Genomic DNA, 17481 nt, shown 5'->3' on the forward strand with positions numbered 1-17481 from the left:
CGCGCCCTCGGGGAGGCGGGCAGCGCGGAGGCGGTGCCCGCGCTCGCGGCGCTCCTCGACGGTCCCGCCGCGGCGAGCGCCGCCGAGGCCCTCGCGAGGAGCGGCGCGCCCGGGGCGGCGGCGCCCCTCGCGGCCTACCTCGCCCGTCCCGACGCTCCGGCGCGAGCGCAGGCGATCGACGCGCTCGCCGCCCTCGGCGCCCGCGACGCGGCGCCCGTCATCGCCGCGCAGCTCACGAACGATCGTCCCGAGGTCCGCGCCGCCGCAGCGCGCGCGCTGGGGAAGCTCGCCTACGAGCCCGCCTCCGGGCGGCTCGAGGCGCTGCGGAGCGACTATTACGGCCGGGTCCGCCGCGCCGCGGTCGAGGCGCTCGCGAAGCTCCCGTCGGGCGCGCCGCGCCCCCGGCCGTAGACCTGGCCTCGCGAACGGCGCGCCCGGCGGTCCGCCGCCGGCGGGCCGGGGACGCAGCTCCACGCTGCCCCGTCAGATCCCGGGCGCCATCGTCGTCGGCAGCACCGGCCTCTGCTGCCCGAACCGCGTCCGGAGCGCGGCGCCGAAGGTGACGAGGGCGGCGGCGATCCAGACGAGCCCGCCGAGGAACGGCACGGCCGTCACCAGCACGACGATCGCGGTGCCGATCGCGAGCTGCAGGACCCACGCGCTGCGCTGCTGCGGGAGCGGGATCGAGCGGCCGACGTGGATGGCGAGGGACGTGAACCCGAGCACCCCGGCCGCGAGGACGAGCAGGGCGAGCACCGCGACGAGCGGGATGCCGATGATGGTCACCACGAGCAGGAGCGCGAGGACCGGCGTCGCGACGAGGCCGAGCAGGCCCGTGAGGATCGACTTCCACGGGCTCGCGAGCATCGCCTCGGCGACGGCGTCGACGCGGCGCGGGAAGAGCGCGACCACGAGGAGCCCGAGCGCGAAGAAGAGGGCGAACTTCGCGAGCACCTGGCCGACGGACCAGAGCACCGACTCGCGGCCACCGAAGAGGAGGCTCGATCCGAACATCCCGCCGATCCCCGGGAGCCCGGGGACCGAGACGCTCGTCTGGTCGCCCCCGATGGTCGCGTGCGGATCGGGCTTCACGGACCCGCCGACGGCGGTCGCGTTCCGCTCCACCACCGCGCCCGGGCCGAGCTCGACGCTCCCCAGCACGGCCGTCACCTCCCTCGCGGTGGCGCCGGCCTCGAGCTTCACGCCGCCGAGCACCGCGACGACGTTGCGCGCGGTCGAGCCCGGCTCGAGGCGCACGTTCCCGCGGATGGCGACGACGTCGCGGACCTCCTCGCCCGGGTGGATCGTGACGTCGCCGTTCTCGACGCGGTCGCGGGCGTCCTGCCCGGTCTCGCGCCCGTCGTCCCACTCGCGCCTGGCGTCGCGGATGGCGCGCTCGGCCGTGCGGCGCGCCTCCGCGCCGATGCCGGCGAACCCGCCGAGGGGCTGCGCACGCACCACCACGACGCCGCCCTGCAGCTCCGCCGCGAGCCCGGCCTGATCGAGCACCGCCCGCAGCGCCTCCTCCACCGGCGTCGCGTTGAACACCCCGGACACCTCGCCGCGGACGCCCGGCGGGATGACGATGGAGAGCCCACCCGCGGCGGCGACCTGCCGGAGCGCGTCGTCGACGTCGGTCTCCTCGAACTCGCCCGTGAAGCGCTTCCCGCTCGGCTTCTCGAACCCCACGAGCGTGGGCTGCCGCGCGACGGGGCCGCTCGACGGCGCGACCACGACCGTGTTGCGCCGGCGCGACGCCTCGAGGAGCGTGCCGCTCAGGGCGGCGCGCAGCGCGTCCTCGACCGGCACGTCGCGGAGCTTCAGGACGAGCTGGATGTTGCCGGTCCGACCCGTGTTGAGGACGAGGTTCCAGCCCGCCGCGTCGGCGATCTTCTCGAGCGCGTCGTCGAGGGAGACCGTGTCCGAGATCGTGACGTGCTTGCCGGACGGCTCGGCGGGCCACTCGCCGACGAGCGGATCGGCGGCGCCGGTCGGCGGCGGGAGCGCGGGGAGGGGCGGAGTGGGGCGTGCCGACGGACGGGCCGGGGGCCTCGGCGCCGCGCCGGGACGGGCCGGCACCGGCGGCGCCGGGAGCTCGGCGCCGGGGCGGGCGGCGGCCGGCGGGGGAGGCGCGGAGGGCGTCTCCGGGGAGGGCTGGAAGACCAGGGCGGCGAGCAGGAGCGCGAGCATGGGGGTCTCCATCAGGCGACCTCGGCCCGCGCCTCGGGCGCGGGCATCAGGCGCGCGAGGGCGACGAGGAGGGGGATCGCGACGACGGCCGCGACGAGGATGATCTGCAGGCGGAAGACGCCGACGAGCGCCGGGAGGAACCCGGCGCCGACGCGGACGGCGAGCGCGACGTCACCGAGCCGCTCGGCGACGCCGGAGACGGAGGGCGCCCAGGCCCGGGCGCCGGCCGCGACGAACGCGACGATCGTCGCGAGGGCGACGCCGGCGAGGATGCCGAGCGCCCAGCGCCGCTCGCGGGCGGCGGCGCGCTCGGCCGCGTCGATGCGGGCGAGGACGCCCACCGTGAAGTCGGCGGGGAGCGGGGGGACCTCGAGGTCCTCGAGCGCGATCGCGAGCATCCGGTACGACTCGACCGCCGCCTGGCACTCGGGGCACTCCGCCACGTGCCGCTCGACCGAGGCCGTCTCGGGCTCGAGCAGCGCGCCGTCGACCATCCGCTGGGCCTGGGCGTCCGTGAGGTGTCCGTCGAAGAGGCTCATCGCAGGTTCTCCGCGCCCGGCTCCGCGAGCGCTTCCTTGAGGCGGGCGCGCGCGCGGTGGAGCCAGGTCATCACGGTGCCGAGGGGGACGTCGAGCGTGGCCGCGATCTCCTTGTAGGAGAGGTGCTCGACGTGGAAGAGGTGCACGACCTCGCGGTAGTTCTGGGGCAGCGCCGCGACCGCCGCCTCGAGCGCGCCCGCGAGTTGGCGCCGCTCGAGCGCGTCGTCGGCACGGACGGCGGCCGGATCGGCGAGCTCGCGCGGCGCGCCCTCGTCCGGCTCGGCGTCGAGCTCGACGCGCTGGGTGTCCGGCAGGCGCCGGCGCAGGACGTCGAGGCAGTGGTTGCGCGCGATGCGGAGCACCCACGGGACGAACGGCTGGGCGGCGTCATAGGTGGAGAGCGCCGCGTAGGCGCGCGCGAAGGCCTCCTGGGCGGCGTCGCGCGCCTCCTCGGGCTCGCGCAGCAGGCGGAAGCAGAGCCCGTACACGGCGCGCTTGTGCGCGTCGACGAGCTGGCCGAAGGCCTTGCGGTCGCCCTTCGCGGCCGAGCGCGTCAGGGCGGCCTCGCCGGTCACCACCGGTGGCGCCAACGAGCGCTCCTCCACCTGCCACGAGAGGGCGAAACCTAGATCGGCGAGCGCCGCGGCCGCAATCATGAAGAACCCTACGGATCGCGCGGGTTTCTATTTCGCGCAGGCCCGCCCGGGCGGGTGGTGGGCGCGCCTCCGGGCGTCCTCCCGGTAAACCTCAGTCGATCCGGACGCTTGCGTTCAGACGAGCCCGAGCGCTCGCTCTCCGAGCAGGATCGCGAAGGACACGGTGAGCGTCGCGGCCGTGACCAGCGCGCCGATCCGGAAGAAGCGCCAGAAGCCGATGCCCGCCCGGGAGCCCGCCAGCTCCAGGACGATCAGGTTCGCGACCGATCCGAGCACCGTCAGGTTGCCGGCGAGCGTGGCGGCGAGCGCGGTCGCGAGCCACGCCAGGCGCGGCTCGGCGAGCCGCGGGATCCACTCGCCCGCGAGCAGCACGAACGGGACGTTCGAGACGACCTGCGACGCCCCGACCGTGAAGAGCGAGAACACGGCCGACTGCCGGACGGCGTCATGGCCGAGCGCGGGGACGATGAGGTCGAACATCCGCGACGCGATGCCCGCCTTCCCGATCCCGGCCACCACGACGAAGAGCCCCGCGAAGAACACGAGCAGCGGCCAGTCGACGCGCTGGAGCGCCTCGCGCGGCGCGCGCCCGGCGACGGCCATGCAGAGCGCGGCGGCGAAGAGCGCGGTCCAGGCGAGGGGGAAGCCCGCCAGGAAGCCCGCCACCGCGAGGGCGGTGGCGAGGAGGGCGCGGGCGAGGAGCGGCCTGTCGAGCTCGGGGGCCGCGACCCGGGTCGGCGCGAGCACGCGGCGCGGCAGGTCCTCGCGGAAGACGCGCTCGAGGACGAGCGCGACGACGACGAGCGACGCGAGCGCCGGGAGCGCGAGCGCGGCCGCGAAGCGGGCGTAGGAGATCCCCGACAGCGTCCCGACGATCATGTTCTGCGGGTTGCCGGTCAGGGTCGCGACCGAGCCCGCGTTCGAGCCGAAGGCGAGCGCGAGCAGGTACGGCAGGGGCGGGAGCTCGGCGTCCTCGACGACCGAGAGCACGATGGGCGTGACCATCACGCACACCGTGTCGTTCACGAGCAGCACCGAGAGGGTCCCCGCGGCGAAGACGACCGCCCACAGGAGCGACCTCGGCGTGCGGACCGCGCCGAGGATCCGGAAGCTCGTCCAGCGGAAGAAGCGCGCCTCCGCGAGATACGCCGAGAGGAGCATCATCCCGAGCAGCAGGCCGAGGGTGTCCCCGTTCACCGCGCCGCCCGCCTCGCCGGGCGTCAGGACGCCGGAGGCGACCATCAGCACGGCACCGAGCAGCGCCGCGGCCGGCCGATCGAGCGACAGGAACGGCAGGCGACCCGCGGCGACCGCCACGTACGTCACGGAGAACACGGCGACGGCGGCGACCACGGCACGTACTTACCACGGGAGTCCCCCGCCGGGTCGAGGCGAGGCCCCGCGCGAACTCGCTCGGCGCGCCACGCAAGGGCTACATTGCTGCCGTGCCCCCCGATCTCCCGATCGTCCTGGACGGCAGCACCGGCGAGGGCGGCGGCCAGATCCTCCGCACCGCGCTCTCGGTCTCCGCGATCACCGGGAAGCCGTTCGCGATCGATCGGATCCGCGCGAACCGCGAGAAGCCGGGCCTCCGCCCGCAGCACCGCGAGGCCGCCCGGGCGGTCGCGCGCCTGTGCGACGCGCGGCTCGCCGGCGACGAGGTCGGCTCGGAGCGGCTCGAGTTCCACCCGCGGCGGCCGGTGCAGGCGGGCGACTGGGCGTTCGACATCGGCACCGCCGGCTCGACTCCGCTCCTCTTCCAGACCGTGTGCTGGCCGCTCGCGCTCGCGGGCAAGAGCTCGACGCTCACGCTCCGCGGCGGCACGCACCAGGACCACGCGCCGAGCTTCCACTACCTCGCGCTCGTGTGGGCGCCGGCCGTCGCGCGGCTCGGGTTCCGGTTCGAGCTCGCGCTCCAGGCCGCGGGGTTCTACCCGGAGGGCGGCGGCGAGTTCACCGCGCGGGTGGAGCCGGCCCACCCGATGCCCCCGCTCGACCTGCGTCACCGGGGGACCCTGCAGGACGTCGAGGTCGTCTCGATGGTCTGCGGCCTCGGGTTCGACGTCGCCGAGCGGCAGGCGGCGCGCGCGCTGCGGCTCCTGCGCGAGGCGGGCATCGCCGCGCAGGCGGAGCGGGTGCCCATGCCTTCGCGCGCGTCGCGCGGGGGCCACGTGCTCGTCGTCTCCACCTTCCAGCGCGCCCGGGCCGGCCACGGGGCGGTGAGCGCGCGCGAGCGCTCCCCGGAGCAGATCGCGGAGGAGGCGGTGGGCGGCTTCCGCGCGTACCTCACGGGCGGGGCCGCAGTGGACCGCCACCTCGGGGATCAGCTCCTGCTCCCCGCGGCGCTCCTCGCCGCCGGGCTCGTGCCGTCGCCGCCAGGCATCGTCCCGGTCACGCGCTACACCGTGGACGGAGTGACGAAGCACCTCACCACGAACGCCGCGATCATCCGGCGCTTCCTCGACGTCGAGATCGCCATCGTCGAGGGTCAGGAGGGGGAGGGCGAGGTGCGGGTGCAGCCCGCCGGCGGCGCGGCCGAGGTCGTGCCCCTCACCTCGGGGTAGCGCGAGCCCCGGCGCGCCTCACGCGGGCAGCGCCTCGGTCACTCGCGCGCGGTCGCCGCGGCCCGCGACGGCGAGGCCGAGCGCGATCGCCGCCGCCCCGACCCAGCCCATGGGCCCGAGCCGCTCGCCGAGCACGCCCACGCCCAGGACCGCGGCGGTGAGGGGCTCCGCGAGCGTGAGCGTCACCACGGTGGGCACGGCCAGCCGGCGCAATCCCTTGCCGTAGAGCCAGTACGCCAGGCCCACGGTGAGCACGCCGAGGTGCAGCGCCATCGCGCTCCCCCGCGGGCTGGCGAGCCAGGCCATCGGCTCGCGCGAGAGGAGCGGCGCCATGAGCAGCGCCCCCACCCCGAAGACCCCGGCCATCGCCTGCGCGGGGTGGAGGCCGGCGTCCATCGCGTGCTTCGCGGCCTGCGCGTAGACGGCGTAGCTGAGGCCGGCGCCCAGCATGAGGCAGAGCCCCACCGCGTCCGGAGGCGCGCCGTCCGCCGCGCCGTGGGCGGCGAGCAGCGCGGCCCCGGCGACGGTGAGCCCGGTCCCGAGCACCCACGCGCGCGAGAGCGCGCCGGCCCTTCGCGTCAGGTGGAAGAGCCCCGCGAACACCGGGCCGCTCCCGATGCCCACGATCGTCCCCAGCGTCACGCCCGTGCGGCGAAGGCCCGCGAACCAGGCAAGCTGGTACGCGGCCACCGCGACCCCGCCGATCGCGAGGGCCGCGGCGTGCGACCGCCACCGCGGGCGCCGCGCCGATCCTCCCGCGAGGGCGACGGCGGCGAGCACGACCGCGCCGATGGCGAGCCGCACCGCCCCGACCCCGAGCGGCGTCGTGCCGCCGGGCCCCAGCGCCTGCGCGGTCCCCGTCGTGCCGAAGAGCGCGGCCGCCGAGAGGACCGCGAGCGCAGCGCCGAGCTGAGCCGCCCCGTGGCGATCCGGCCGCGTCACAGCCACCGCTTCCGGCGAAAGATCGCCCACAGCGCGAGCGGGGTCGCGGCGACGAGCACGAGCACGAGCGGCGCCGCGACCCGCGGCGGGATGATCTGGAGGTTCATCCCGAAGAAGCCGGCGACGAAGTTGAGCGGGAGGAAGATGGTCGCGACGAGCGTCAGGCGGGCGGTGAGCGCCGAGAGCCGGTTGTTGGTGCGCGACAGGTAGGCCTCCATCGTGGAGGCGAGGAGATCGCGGCCGGTGTCCACCTCCTCCGCGAGCCGCACGGCGTGATCGACCACGTCGCGGAAGTAGACCGCCGTCGCGTCCCGCACGAACGGCTGGCCGGGGCGGGCGAGCGCGGCGAACACCTCGCGCTGGGGCGCGAGGCGGCGGCGGAGGTGCCCGTGCGCCCGGCGCGCGGCGACGATCCGCGGCAGCACGTCCTCGTCCATCGCGCCGCCGTCGGGCTCGGACGTCAGGTCCGCGAGCGCCTCGACCTCCTCGGTGAGCGCGTCCACGAGCGCGAAGTGCACGTCCGTGACGGCGTCGTGCACGAGGTAGAGGGCGAAGTCCGGCCCGCGCTCGAGCAGCGCCGGCTCGCCGGCGCAGCGGGCGAACACCTTGTCCACCTCGGCGATGGGGACCGCGTGGACCGTCACGAGCGCGTCCGCGGTGAGGAACGCGTGCAGCTCGTGGGAGAGGACCTCGCTCTCGTCGGCCGAGGGGATGACCCGGTGGACGACGCAGAAGAGGCTACCGGGGAAGGGCTCGTACTTGGGCCGCTGATCCTCGTGCGCGCAGTCCTCCAGGGCGAGCGGGTGGAACCCGAACGTCTCGCCCAGGAAGGCGAGCGTCTCGGGGTCCGGCCCGGCGTCGATCCACAGCCGCGCGCCCGGCTCGACGAGCTCGCGCCCGCCGGCCCGCACGCGTCCTTCGTCCCACCGCAGCACCCGCACGCGCTCGCCTCCCCGCGCTGGCCACGGCCCGCGCACCGGGCGCAGCCTAGCATCCCATGGCGGGCCGCCGCGCGATGGTGTAAGCGAGGCGCTCGTGCGCCGGCTCCTCGTCATCCTCGGCACCCTGGTCGTCGCCGCGGCGCTCGGCTGTGCCGGCGGCCGGGCGGCCCGTGCCACCCGGGCCGACGCGCCGGACGCCGCGCTCCGCGCGTTCGCCACGGCGCTCGCCGGCGGTCGGTTCGAGGCGGCGCACGCGCTCCTCTCCGCCCGCTGGCGCCAGGCGTACACGCCGCGCCGCCTCGCCCAGGACCTCGCCGGCGCGGGGCCGGCCGGGCGCGAGGCGGCGGCGCGCGCCCTCTCGGCGCTCGACGCGGGGTCGCCACTCGTCCGGGAAGGCAGGGTGGCCCGGCTCCCGCTCGGGGGGGATCACGCCGCGGTGGTGGTCCTGGAGGACGGGGGCTGGAAGGTCGACGCGCTGGAGTGACGGAGCGGCGCCACGCGGCGTTGAGAAGCCCTCGGGTGGCGGCTATAAAGGCGCTCCCATGCCGCTCGACCCCAAGACCGCCCTCGACGCCCTCCGCAAGGTGATGGACCCCGAGCTTCACCGCGACCTCGTGTCGCTCGGGATGGTGAAGGACGTCGCGGTGGAGGGCGACGCCGTGCGGCTCAAGGTGGAGCTCACCACGCCGGCCTGCCCGCTCAAGGACACCATCGGGCGCGACGTGAAGGCGGCGCTCGAGGGCGCGGGCTTCCGCCGCGTGGAGCTGTCCTGGGGCGCCCAGGTCCGCTCCGCGCCGGGGGTCTCCCAGGCGCAGCTCACGCCGGGCGTGAAGAACATCATCCTGGTCGGGGCGGGGAAGGGGGGCGTCGGCAAGAGCACGGTGGCGGTGAACGTCGCCGCCGGCCTCGCCCGCACCGGCGCCAAGGTCGGCATCCTCGACGCGGACATCTACGGTCCGTCGATCCCGATCCTCACCGGCGTCACCGAGCGCCCCACCTCGAAGGACGGCCAGCGGCTCGAGCCGCTCACGGCGCACGGCATGAAGGTGATGTCGATCGGGTTCCTCATCGACCCCGACCAGGCGCTCATCTGGCGCGGACCGATGGTGACCGGCGCGCTCATCCAGCTCCTGCGCGACGTGAACTGGGGCGAGCTCGACTACCTCGTGCTGGACCTCCCGCCGGGCACCGGCGACATCCCGCTCACGCTGGCGCAGAACATCCGCGCGGCGGGCGTCGTGCTCGTCTCGACGCCGCAGGACCTCGCGCTCGCGGACGTCATCCGCGCGAAGCTCATGTTCGACAAGGTCTCGATCCCCGTGCTCGGGCTCGTCGAGAACATGTCCGCCTTCGTCTGCCCGCACTGCCGCACCGAGACCGCCATCTTCGACAAGGGCGGCGCGCGGACGGCTGCGGAGAAGATGGGCATCCGCTTCCTCGGCGACGTGCCGATCGACCTCGCCATCCGCGAGGGCGGCGACAAGGGCGTGCCGATCGTCGTCGGCCAGCCCGACAGCCCGCAGGCGGCGGCGCTCCTCGCCGTCGCGAAGAACGTCGCGGGCGCGGTGAGCACGCAGATCCTGAAGGCGCCGCGCCTGCCGGTCATCGGCGCGCAGCAGCGCGCCTGAAGAGGCTTCCATGGAGCGACCGCCGCCGCAGGGTGACGACGAGGGCTTCGCGCCCGACGACCTCGAGCTCGAGGGGGGCGGCGACGCCGCCGGGTCGCGCGGGCTCATCCCGGAGGCGGTGAAGAAGGCCATCCTCGCGGGCGTCGGCGCCGTCTTCATGGGGGAGGAGGGGGCGCGCCGGCTCGCGCGCGACTGGAAGCTGCCGAAGGACGTGATCGCCTTCGTCGGGAACCAGGCCCACGCCGCGAAGGACGAGATCCTCCGCGCGGTGGGCGACGAGATCCGCGGCTTCCTGCAGTCCGAGGCGCTGCGCCGGGAGTTCCTGAACGCGCTCGCCGACCGCACCATCGAGGTGAAGATGGAGATCCGCGTCCGGCCCGACGCGGAAGGCGCGCCGCGCGCGGAGGTGAAGACCGCCGCGACGAGGGGCAAGCGGGCGCGGCGCAAGGCCAAGCGGTGAAGCGCGCGGCGCGGCTCGTCGCGCTCCTCGGCGCGCTGGCGGTCGGGGTGTTCCTCTTCTCGTCGTCACCGCGCGACGTGGTCCTCGTCTACGACCTCGGGGACGCCCCCGGGACCACCGCCCTCGAGGTCGACCTCCGGCGCGGCGACGCGCTCGTGCGCCACGCCGAGTTCCGCGTGAGCGGCCCCGAGCGGCAGGTCCGCCATGCCCTGCGGTTGCCGCGGGGAGCGTACGCGCTCGCCTGGCGCGCCACCGGCCCGGCGGGGGCACGTTCCGGCGAGCGCACGCTCGACGTCGAGGAGGAGGGCACGATCGTCCTCCCCCTGGGGCGATAGCGGGGCCGTCGTCGCCGCGTGCCGGGGCGCGCGGGCCTGCCCAGGTTGGTGGAGATGATCGACCTGCACTTCGTCGCGGACGGGCTCGCGCTGGGTGCGCACTTCCCGATGGGGGCCGCCGCCCGGCTCGCCCAGGAGCACGAGATCACCCAGGTCGTCGACGTCCGCGTGGAGGCGTGCGACGACGAGGCGGTCCTCGCGCTCCACGGCATCCGGCTCCTGCACCTCCCGACCCAGGACACGCGCGCCATCTCGCAGCGCATGATCCGGGACGGCGTGGCCTTCGTGACGGGCGCGCTCGCGCGCGGCGAGCGCGTCCTCATACACTGTCAGTACGGCATCGGCCGGAGCGCGCTGCTCGCCCTGTGCGTGCTGGTGGCCCGCGGGCACCCGCCGCTCGAGGCGCTCTCGCGCGCCAAGGACGCCCGGCCGGTGATCTCGCCCAGCCCGGAGCAGCTCGAGGCGTTCCTGGCCTTCTGCGAGTGGCACCGCGCCGCGCACGACGCGGACTTTCCGGTACCCACCTTCGACGAGCTCGCGGCGATCGCCTACCGGCACCTCCGCGCCCATGCCTCGCGCGAGGAGGCGCGCGCCGCGTCCTCGCGCGCGGGGTAGCGGTGCTGTTCTTCGGGAACCGCTCGCGGACGGCGCACCCAGGCCGCCCGCGCCCGTGACGCGCTGCGCGGCGGACGGTTCCCGCCGTCCTGACGGGACGGTCGGAGCGGCGCCCACCCGCGGAACACGCCTGGACCGGGCGGTTTTCTTGCCGGCGCGCCCCGCCTGAGGTCTCGCCTCCACCAGCCCATTCGGAACACGCTCGGCCCGCTCATCCACAAGACGGCGGGACCGCCTCCTGGACGGCGGCCTGCACCACGGAGGGACGCATGGCCATCGAGCGAATCGCGGTCATCGGGGCAGGGCAGATGGGGTCGGGCATCGCGCAGGTGGCGGCGCAGGCGGGGCTCTCCGTCGTGCTCGGCGACGCCGCGCCGGAGCTGGCCCGCAAGGCGGTGGAGAAGCTCGGGGGGACGCTCGGCAAGCTCGTCGAGAAGGGGAAGATCGCGGTCGCCGACCGGGACGCGATCCTCGGCCGCATCAAGCCCGCCGCCAGCCTCGAGGACTGCGCCGGGGCGGATCTCGCCATCGAGGCGATCGTCGAGAACCAGGGCGTGAAGACGGAGCTCTTCCGCAAGCTCGACGCGCTCCTGCCGCCGCACGCGATCCTCGCCTCGAACACGAGCTCCATCTCGATCACCGCGCTCGCCGCGGCGACGAAGCGCCCCGGCCAGTTCATCGGCATGCACTTCATGAACCCGCCGCCGGTGATGCAGCTCATCGAGATCATCCGCGGGCTCCAGACCTCCGACGAGACCTACGCCACGGTCGTGGCGCTCGCGAAGAAGCTCGGCAAGACGACCGTCACGTCCAAGGACGCGCCCGGCTTCATCGTGAACCGGATCCTCATCCCGCTCCTCAACGAGGCGTGCTTCGCCCTGCAGGAGGGGCTCGCGTCGCCCGAGGACATCGACACCGGCGTGAAGCTGGGGCTCAACCACCCGATGGGCCCGCTCACGCTCGCCGACTTCATCGGCCTCGACACCTGCCTCTACATCGCCGAGGTGCTGCACCGGGAGCTCGGCGACGACAAGTACCGGCCCGCGCCGCTGCTCCGCCAGTACGTCGCGGCGGGGTGGTACGGCCGCAAGTCCGGTCGCGGCTTCTACCGGTACGACGCCTGACGCCCCGCCGCCCGCGGCCGCTGGAGACGACCATGACCTACGAGAACCTCCTGTGGGATGTGCAGGACGGCATCGGCACGCTGACGTTCAACCGTCCGAAGGTCCTGAACGCGATGAGCACCCGGACGATCGAGGAGCTCGCGGACGTCGTGCGCGCGGTCGAGGCGGACGCGGGGGTGCGGGCGATCGTGCTGACGGGGGCGGGCGACAAGGCGTTCATCGCCGGCGCCGACATCGCGGCCATGTCGACGATGGGGCCCATCGAGGCGCGGCGCTTCGCGGAGTCGGCGCACGACGTGCTCGAGCGGCTCGAGCGGCTGCCGATCCCGACCGTCGCCGCGGTGAACGGCTACGCGCTCGGCGGCGGCTGCGAGGTCACGCTCGCGTGCGACCTGGTCTACGCGAGCGACCGGGCGCGCTTCGGCCAGCCGGAGGTGAACCTCGGGCTCATCCCGGGCTTCGGCGGAACGCAGCGGCTCGCGCGGCGCGTGGGCGTGATGCGCGCCCTCGAGATCGTCCTCACCGGCGATCAGCTCGACGCCGCCCAGGCGAAGGCGATCGGCCTCGTCCTCGACGTCGTCCCGGCGGCGGACCTGCTCGCGCACGCCCGCGAGAAGGCGCGGAAGATCGCGGCGAAGGGGCCGGTGGCCGTCGGTCAGGCGAAGCGGGTGCTCCGGCGGGGCGCAGAGCCGGATCTCGGCACCGCGAACGAGCTCGAGCGGCAGGCCTTCGCGGCGCTCTTCGGGAGCGCGGACGCGAAGGAGGGCATGCGGGCCTTCCTGGAGAAGCGCCCCGCGCAGTGGACCGGCGCCTGAGACGCGCGCGCCCCGCCGTGAAGGAGCGCCGCGCGGGACCGGCTCAGCCCGCGCGGGCGGTGGGATCCTCGTCGAGCTCGATGAGGTGTCCGGTCCGCTCGCGCTTCACCCGCAGGTAACCGATGTTGTGCGGGTTCGCCGGCGAGGGCAGCTGGATGCGGCCGCGGACGGCGATGTTCGCCTCCTGCAGGCCCGCGACCTTGAGCGGGTTGTTCGTCACGAGCTCGACCGAGCGGACGCCCAGGAGCCGCAGCATCTCCGCGGCGACTCCGTAGGTCCGCAGGTCGTCCGGGAAGCCGAGGAGCCGGTTCGCCTCGTACGTGTCGTGGCCCTGCGCCTGGAGCGCGTAGGCGCGGATCTTGTTCCCGAGCCCGATGCCGCGGCCCTCCTGGCGGAGGTAGAGGAGCACGCCGCGGCCGCGCTCGGCGATGAGATCCAGCGCGCGATCGAGCTGGGCGCGGCAGTCGCACTTGAGCGACCCGAGCACCTCGCTCGTGAGGCACTCGGAGTGAATCCGCACCGGGACGTTCTCGCCGCCGACGTCGCCCATGACCATCGCGACGTGCTCGGCGCCGCTCTGCGGTTCCCGGAACACCACCGTGCGAAAGAGCCCGCGATGGGTGGGGAGGGGGGCTTCGGCGTAGATGAAGACGCTCTCGCTGCGCTGCGTGCGGCCCTTCACCGCCACCACGTTGCCCATGTCTTTCGGCACCTCCACGTGTCCCGAGGCGACGGGATCCCGCGTCGAATAATCCCGTACGGTGACGCCGGTCAAGACCAACTCCGGCCCGTCGTGGGGCCGTCACGAGAGACCGGGTGTGCGTTGACACGGCGCGCGCGCGCCGTTAGACGAGCCTCGAATGGGCGCAGACCTCTCATCCGGAGACCTCGCGCGCGCGACCGGCAACACGGTCCGCACGATCCGGTTCTACGAGGAGGAAGGTCTGCTCAAGCCGTCGGTGGTGAGCGACGGCGGCCACCGCCGCTACACCGAGGACGATCTCGAGCGGCTCCGGCTCATCACCGATCTGCGCGAGCTCGGGCTGTCGCTCTGCGAGATCCGCTCGATCCTCGAGCTGCGGACCGGCTGCCACAGCGCGGCCGAGTTCGCCATCCGGTTCCAGTCCGTCCTGGCCGGCCACCTCGAGCAGGCCCAGCGTCGCCTCGAGCGGCTCCGGCGCGTGAAGCGCGAGCTCCTCGACGCGCTCTCGACGATCCAGGAGCGGCTGTCGTCCGCGGGCGTCGAGCAGTGCCCGTGCGCGGTGGCCGAGGAGGCCGGGGCGCCGCGGATCGTGCGCGTGCTGGCGCGCCAGCAGGGCTGCTGCGGGCACCATCCGTACCCGCCGGTCGCCGCCGAGCAGGCGGAGCATGCCCGCGCGGCCGTTCCGCCGGCCGTTGTCCGCAAGACCTCGGGGACCTGAGGCGGAGACCCGCCGATCTGGCTCGCCACGGCGTGACGGGACCCGATCGGCCGGCTCGGTGCTAGCGCGGGGGCCCACGGCGGCGCGCTTCCGCTCGACCGCATCCGCGTCGGCGGCTTCGTCGAACCCGCTCGCGGCGAGGAGCGCGCGGTCTCGGGATCAGGCGCAACTGGAAGGCGGGGGAGAGACCGGAAAGGCGCGGGGCAGCGCGCCCAAGACCCGAACTGAGCCCAGGCTCGAGCGTGTCCGGGACCGTCCGGCCGGCCGCCCGGCTAGTTACCATAATCTACATTATCGGACTCAAGGTGGGCCCCTCGGACTCCTTGCCGCTGCCTGCTCTGCCGCTCACGAGCGCTCCAATCCGGTACGATCGGACCCCCTCGCTGGGCCTCGCCGGCACGGCTCTCCACCCCGGTTACCAGCGAGGCTATCGACCATGGCCGAACGGTTCCGAATCCCTGCTCCCCCTCGGCTGTCCGACGCGGCGGCGCTGAGCGTGGCGGCCGGACTCCCGCTCCTGGTCTTCTCCCTGGAGTGGTCGCTCCGCGAGCTGTTCATCGGTGTTCCGTACGTCCTCTTCACGCTCGCGGTGGTGCTCGCTGCATGGGCCGGCGGGCTCGTCGGCGGGCTCGTCGCCGTGGCGCTCTCGGCCGCGCTCGGGTACGCGTTCGTGTCCGGCGGCGCGCCCGCCGTGGCGCCCGCGAGCGCGCACCTGGGCGTCGCCTGGTTCGTCCCGACCGCCCTGGTGATCGCCGCCATCGGCTCGGCCGCGCGCGCCGGGTTCCGCGAGCGCGAGCGGGCCGCCGAGACGCTCCGGCAGAGCGAGGCGCGAGAGCGCGCGCGGGCGGCGGAGGTGCAGGCCATCATGGACGCGGTCCCGGCCGTCGTCCTCATCGCCCACGACCCCGAGGCGCGGCAGATGACCGGGAGCCGCGCCGCGTACGAGCTCCTCCGGATGGCGCCCGGCGGCAACGTGTCCAAGACCGGCGACCGGCCGCCGCCCCATTTCCGCGTGCTGAAGGACGGGCGCGAGGTCCCGCCCCAGGAGCTGCCCACGCAGGCGGCGGCCCGCACCGGAGCGAGGGCGCGGGACATCGAGCTCGAGATCGCGTTCGAGGACGGGACGCGTCGCACGATCCTGGGGAACGCGGAGCCGATCTTCGACGACCTGGGCCGGCTCCGCGGTTCCGTCTCGGCGTTCATCGACGTGACCAAGCTCTCCGAGGCGGTCCGCACACGAGATTCGTTCCTGGCGATGGCGTCGCACGAGCTGAAGACCCCGATCACCTCGCTCCAGCTCCAGGTCGAGTCGCTCCTGCGCGCCCGTGCGGGCGTCGCCGCGCCGCTCGCGAAGACGGCCGACTCCATCCGGCGGCAGGTCGTCCGGCTCACCGCGCTCGTGGACACGCTCCTCGACGTGTCGCGCCTGAACGAGGCGCGGCTCCAGCTGGAGCTCGAGCCGGTGGATCTCTCGGCGGTCGCGCGCGAGGTCGTCTCCCGGCTCGGCGGCGACGCGGAGCTGGCGCCCTCGCGCATCCACGTCGAGGCGGCCGGGGACGTCTCCGGGCGCTGGGACCGGCTGCGGCTCGAGCAGGTGGCGACGAACCTCGTCTCGAACGCGCTCAAGTACGGCGAAGGAAGGCCCGTGTCGGTCCGCGTCGAGTCCGACGGCCGCCTCGCCCGGCTCGTGGTGGCCGACCAGGGGATGGGGATCCCTCGCGGAGAGCAGCAGCGCATCTTCGAGCGGTTCGAGCGCGGGCGCGCCACCCGCGGGTACGGCGGCTTCGGCCTCGGGCTCTGGATCACGCGCGAGATCGTCGGCGCGCTCGGTGGACGCATCGAGGTGGAGAGCGTCCCGGGCGCGGGGGCGACGTTCCGCGTCGAGCTGCCCGTCGCGGGGCCGCCCGACGCCACGCCCCGCGAGCCTGCCGGGCCCGCCTAGTTCAAGCCCCCGGCTCCCGGAGGTTGTCGGCGATGGCCAGCTCCGGGCCCTCGTGCGCGAACTCGGAGCTCTCGTCGCTGAGCGTGCGGGAGGCGAACTTCCACCCCGCGCCGGCGCGGACCTCGTCGGCCGTGATCGACAGGTAGGCGTCTCCGTCGACGACCTCGGCCACGAGCTCGAGCGGCACGGAGTAGTCCTTCATCAAGGCGCCCTTCTCCACGAGGATGCTCCGGTCCTCGAGCCGGATGATCGTGCCGAGCACCTCGCCGCCGCGCGCGCGCACCTTCATGTTCTCGCTCAAGTCTCCCGTGTGGACCATGTCGCCCCTCCCGCGTCCGAGCACGTCCGACCCGACCACAGGATACCGCCGCGCACGATCGTGGGCGCTGCGCGCGGCCGCCCGCCCGGCCGGCGCTCCGTGCTGGCGCAAGGCAGCGGACCGGCCGCGCGATCGCTCACCCTGCGCGAACGACCGCGACCGAGCCTTCGGCCTTCCGCTGGATCTCGATGCGCGCCGGGATGCGCCGCCTGAGCTCCGGGACGTGCGAGATGACGCCGACCACCCGGCCGCTCTTGCGCAGGTCCTCGAGCGTCCGGACCGCGTCGTCGAGCGTGTCCTCGTCGAGCGCGCCGAAGCCCTCGTCCACGAAGAGCGCGTCGAGGCGCAGGCCGCCCGAGCGGCGGAGGACCACGTCGGAGAGCCCGAGCGCCAGCGCGAGGCTCGCGAGGAAGCTCTCGCCGCCCGAGAGCGCCCCCACCGGGCGATCGGTCACGCCCGTCCAGGCGTCCTCCACCACGAGCGCGAGCCCCGAGGCCTGGTTCTTGCGCGCGACGGCGGTGTCGTGGCGCAGCCGGAACCGCCCGCGCGACATCTGGAGCAGCCGCCGGCTGGCGGCCTCGGCGACCTCCTCGAGCCGCGCCGCGAGCACGAACCGCTGCAGGCTCATGTTGAGGGCATTGTGCCCGCGGGCGACCTCGGCGACCTTGCCCGCCACCGCGAGCTCGCGGGCGACCACCGCCGCCCGCGCGTCGAGCTCCCCCACGCGCGCCTCGAGCGCGCGCAGGCGCTCCAGGTCCTTCTCGAGCCGGACGCCCTCGTCGCGCGCGAGCCGCGCCGCGCCGGCGGCGGTCGAGCGCGCCGCCTCGAGCGCCGCGAGCTCGGGCGCCGCCGTCCCGGCGAGCTCGGCCGCGAGCCTCCGGACCCGCTCGTCCGCCGCCTTCGAGGCGACCACGCGCGCCTCGATCGAGGCCTCCAGCGCGGCGCGCTCCGCGCCGCCGAGGAGCGCCGCCTCGCACGCGGCGAGCCCGT

Annotated in this window: 20 protein-coding genes; 11 read left to right on the forward strand and 9 right to left on the reverse strand. The window is 74.9% G+C overall.

What is annotated here, in order from left to right:
- The coding region (locus tag MNZ29_RS20020) for a HEAT repeat domain-containing protein (protein ID WP_242356474.1) at positions 1 to 411 on the forward strand (411 nt) is incomplete at its 5' end.
- Positions 412 to 483: 72 nt separating this feature from the next.
- Here the strand turns inward: MNZ29_RS20020 and MNZ29_RS20025 are convergent.
- From MNZ29_RS20025 to MNZ29_RS20040, 4 genes are all read right to left on the reverse strand, one after another.
- The gene (locus tag MNZ29_RS20025) at positions 484 to 2202 is read right to left on the reverse strand and encodes an STN domain-containing protein (protein ID WP_242340619.1); all 1719 of its coding nucleotides are present in this window, start codon (positions 2200 to 2202) and stop codon (positions 484 to 486) included.
- On the reverse strand, positions 2202 to 2729 hold the full coding sequence (locus MNZ29_RS20030; protein WP_242340618.1) for an anti-sigma factor: 528 nt from the start codon (positions 2727 to 2729) through the stop codon (positions 2202 to 2204). The genes MNZ29_RS20025 and MNZ29_RS20030 overlap by 1 nt, the downstream gene beginning before the upstream one ends.
- Positions 2726 to 3385, reverse strand: coding sequence for an RNA polymerase sigma factor (locus MNZ29_RS20035; protein WP_242340617.1), 660 nt, complete (start codon positions 3383 to 3385; stop codon positions 2726 to 2728). Before MNZ29_RS20035 ends, MNZ29_RS20030 begins: the two co-directional genes overlap by 4 nt.
- Positions 3386 to 3499: 114 nt before the next feature.
- Entirely contained in the window at positions 3500 to 4738 is a 1239-nt protein-coding gene (locus tag MNZ29_RS20040) for an SLC13 family permease (protein WP_242340616.1), read from the reverse strand.
- Between the two features lie 92 nt (positions 4739 to 4830).
- On the opposite strand from MNZ29_RS20040, the gene rtcA reads away from it, so the two are divergent.
- The gene (gene rtcA, locus MNZ29_RS20045; protein ID WP_242340615.1) at positions 4831 to 5949 is read left to right on the forward strand and encodes an RNA 3'-terminal phosphate cyclase; all 1119 of its coding nucleotides are present in this window, start codon (positions 4831 to 4833) and stop codon (positions 5947 to 5949) included.
- 18 nt (positions 5950 to 5967) lie between these two features.
- On the opposite strand, the gene MNZ29_RS25075 is transcribed toward rtcA, so the two are convergent.
- Both MNZ29_RS25075 and MNZ29_RS20055 read right to left on the reverse strand, forming a co-directional pair.
- Positions 5968 to 6897, reverse strand: coding sequence for a DMT family transporter (locus MNZ29_RS25075; RefSeq protein WP_242340614.1), 930 nt, complete (start codon positions 6895 to 6897; stop codon positions 5968 to 5970).
- A complete protein-coding gene (locus tag MNZ29_RS20055; RefSeq protein ID WP_242340613.1) occupies positions 6888 to 7832 on the reverse strand; it encodes a magnesium transporter CorA family protein in 945 nt (314 codons plus the stop codon). Before MNZ29_RS20055 ends, MNZ29_RS25075 begins: the two co-directional genes overlap by 10 nt.
- A 94-nt stretch (positions 7833 to 7926) precedes the next feature.
- Here MNZ29_RS20055 and MNZ29_RS20060 point away from each other — a divergent pair, with 94 nt between their 5' ends.
- The 7 genes from MNZ29_RS20060 to MNZ29_RS20090 all read left to right on the forward strand — a co-directional run bounded on the left by MNZ29_RS20060 (position 7927) and on the right by MNZ29_RS20090 (position 12809).
- Complete coding sequence (locus tag MNZ29_RS20060) at positions 7927 to 8316, forward strand: hypothetical protein (protein ID WP_242340612.1); 390 nt, start codon at positions 7927 to 7929, stop codon at positions 8314 to 8316.
- Positions 8317 to 8374: 58 nt separating this feature from the next.
- Positions 8375 to 9460 carry an Mrp/NBP35 family ATP-binding protein gene (locus MNZ29_RS20065; protein WP_242340611.1) on the forward strand — a complete coding sequence of 362 codons (1086 nt, stop codon included), beginning with the start codon at positions 8375 to 8377 and terminating at the stop codon, positions 9458 to 9460.
- 10 nt (positions 9461 to 9470) lie between these two features.
- On the forward strand, positions 9471 to 9920 hold the full coding sequence (locus MNZ29_RS20070) for a hypothetical protein (protein WP_242340610.1): 450 nt from the start codon (positions 9471 to 9473) through the stop codon (positions 9918 to 9920).
- Positions 9917 to 10255, forward strand: a complete 339-nt coding sequence (locus MNZ29_RS20075) for a hypothetical protein (RefSeq protein ID WP_242340609.1) — start codon at positions 9917 to 9919, stop codon at positions 10253 to 10255. The genes MNZ29_RS20070 and MNZ29_RS20075 overlap by 4 nt, the downstream gene beginning before the upstream one ends.
- Before the next feature lie 54 nt (positions 10256 to 10309).
- Positions 10310 to 10870 carry a dual specificity protein phosphatase family protein gene (locus MNZ29_RS20080; RefSeq protein WP_242340608.1) on the forward strand — a complete coding sequence of 187 codons (561 nt, stop codon included), beginning with the start codon at positions 10310 to 10312 and terminating at the stop codon, positions 10868 to 10870.
- Positions 10871 to 11139: 269 nt separating this feature from the next.
- Entirely contained in the window at positions 11140 to 11994 is an 855-nt protein-coding gene (locus MNZ29_RS20085) for a 3-hydroxyacyl-CoA dehydrogenase family protein (RefSeq protein WP_242340607.1), read from the forward strand.
- A gap of 32 nt (positions 11995 to 12026) precedes the next feature.
- Complete coding sequence (locus MNZ29_RS20090) at positions 12027 to 12809, forward strand: enoyl-CoA hydratase/isomerase family protein (protein ID WP_242340606.1); 783 nt, start codon at positions 12027 to 12029, stop codon at positions 12807 to 12809.
- A 43-nt stretch (positions 12810 to 12852) separates the two neighbouring features.
- Here the strand turns inward: MNZ29_RS20090 and ribA are convergent, their stop codons facing one another.
- The gene (gene ribA / locus MNZ29_RS20095; RefSeq protein WP_242340605.1) at positions 12853 to 13509 is read right to left on the reverse strand and encodes a GTP cyclohydrolase II; all 657 of its coding nucleotides are present in this window, start codon (positions 13507 to 13509) and stop codon (positions 12853 to 12855) included.
- A 160-nt stretch (positions 13510 to 13669) separates the two neighbouring features.
- Between ribA and MNZ29_RS20100 the strand changes: the two genes are divergently transcribed.
- Together MNZ29_RS20100 and MNZ29_RS20105 are read left to right on the forward strand one after the other, a co-directional pair.
- On the forward strand, positions 13670 to 14230 hold the full coding sequence (locus MNZ29_RS20100; RefSeq protein WP_242340604.1) for a MerR family transcriptional regulator: 561 nt from the start codon (positions 13670 to 13672) through the stop codon (positions 14228 to 14230).
- Positions 14231 to 14666: 436 nt separating this feature from the next.
- Positions 14667 to 16172, forward strand: coding sequence for an ATP-binding protein (locus MNZ29_RS20105; RefSeq protein WP_242356477.1), 1506 nt, complete (start codon positions 14667 to 14669; stop codon positions 16170 to 16172).
- Between the two features lies 1 nt (position 16173).
- Here MNZ29_RS20105 and MNZ29_RS20110 read toward each other — a convergent pair whose 3' ends face one another.
- The gene (locus MNZ29_RS20110; protein WP_242340602.1) at positions 16174 to 16491 is read right to left on the reverse strand and encodes a DUF2171 domain-containing protein; all 318 of its coding nucleotides are present in this window, start codon (positions 16489 to 16491) and stop codon (positions 16174 to 16176) included.
- 136 nt (positions 16492 to 16627) lie between these two features.
- Positions 16628 to 17481 (reverse strand): SbcC/MukB-like Walker B domain-containing protein (locus tag MNZ29_RS20115; RefSeq protein ID WP_277957353.1); only part of this gene is annotated, 854 nt, incomplete at its 5' end.

This window comes from Anaeromyxobacter sp. SG64 (assembly GCF_022690745.1).
Classification (GTDB): Bacteria; Myxococcota; Myxococcia; order Myxococcales; family Anaeromyxobacteraceae; genus Anaeromyxobacter; species Anaeromyxobacter soli.

What these genes read in the sequence shown, in the direction of transcription:
- MNZ29_RS20025 (WP_242340619.1), bottom strand. Translation starts at nt 2,202, where the DNA reads ATGGAGACCCCCATGCTCGCGCTCCTGCTCGCCGCCCTGGTCTTCCAG.
- MNZ29_RS20030 (WP_242340618.1), bottom strand. Translation starts at nt 2,729, where the DNA reads ATGAGCCTCTTCGACGGACACCTCACGGACGCCCAGGCCCAGCGGATG.
- MNZ29_RS20035 (WP_242340617.1), bottom strand. Translation starts at nt 3,385, where the DNA reads ATGATTGCGGCCGCGGCGCTCGCCGATCTAGGTTTCGCCCTCTCGTGG.
- MNZ29_RS20065 (WP_242340611.1), top strand. Translation starts at nt 8,375, where the DNA reads ATGCCGCTCGACCCCAAGACCGCCCTCGACGCCCTCCGCAAGGTGATG.
- MNZ29_RS20070 (WP_242340610.1), top strand. Translation starts at nt 9,471, where the DNA reads ATGGAGCGACCGCCGCCGCAGGGTGACGACGAGGGCTTCGCGCCCGAC.
- MNZ29_RS20080 (WP_242340608.1), top strand. Translation starts at nt 10,310, where the DNA reads ATGATCGACCTGCACTTCGTCGCGGACGGGCTCGCGCTGGGTGCGCAC.
- MNZ29_RS20085 (WP_242340607.1), top strand. Translation starts at nt 11,140, where the DNA reads ATGGCCATCGAGCGAATCGCGGTCATCGGGGCAGGGCAGATGGGGTCG.
- MNZ29_RS20090 (WP_242340606.1), top strand. Translation starts at nt 12,027, where the DNA reads ATGACCTACGAGAACCTCCTGTGGGATGTGCAGGACGGCATCGGCACG.
- ribA (WP_242340605.1), bottom strand. Translation starts at nt 13,509, where the DNA reads ATGGGCAACGTGGTGGCGGTGAAGGGCCGCACGCAGCGCAGCGAGAGC.
- MNZ29_RS20100 (WP_242340604.1), top strand. Translation starts at nt 13,670, where the DNA reads ATGGGCGCAGACCTCTCATCCGGAGACCTCGCGCGCGCGACCGGCAAC.
- MNZ29_RS20105 (WP_242356477.1), top strand. Translation starts at nt 14,667, where the DNA reads ATGGCCGAACGGTTCCGAATCCCTGCTCCCCCTCGGCTGTCCGACGCG.
- MNZ29_RS20110 (WP_242340602.1), bottom strand. Translation starts at nt 16,491, where the DNA reads ATGGTCCACACGGGAGACTTGAGCGAGAACATGAAGGTGCGCGCGCGC.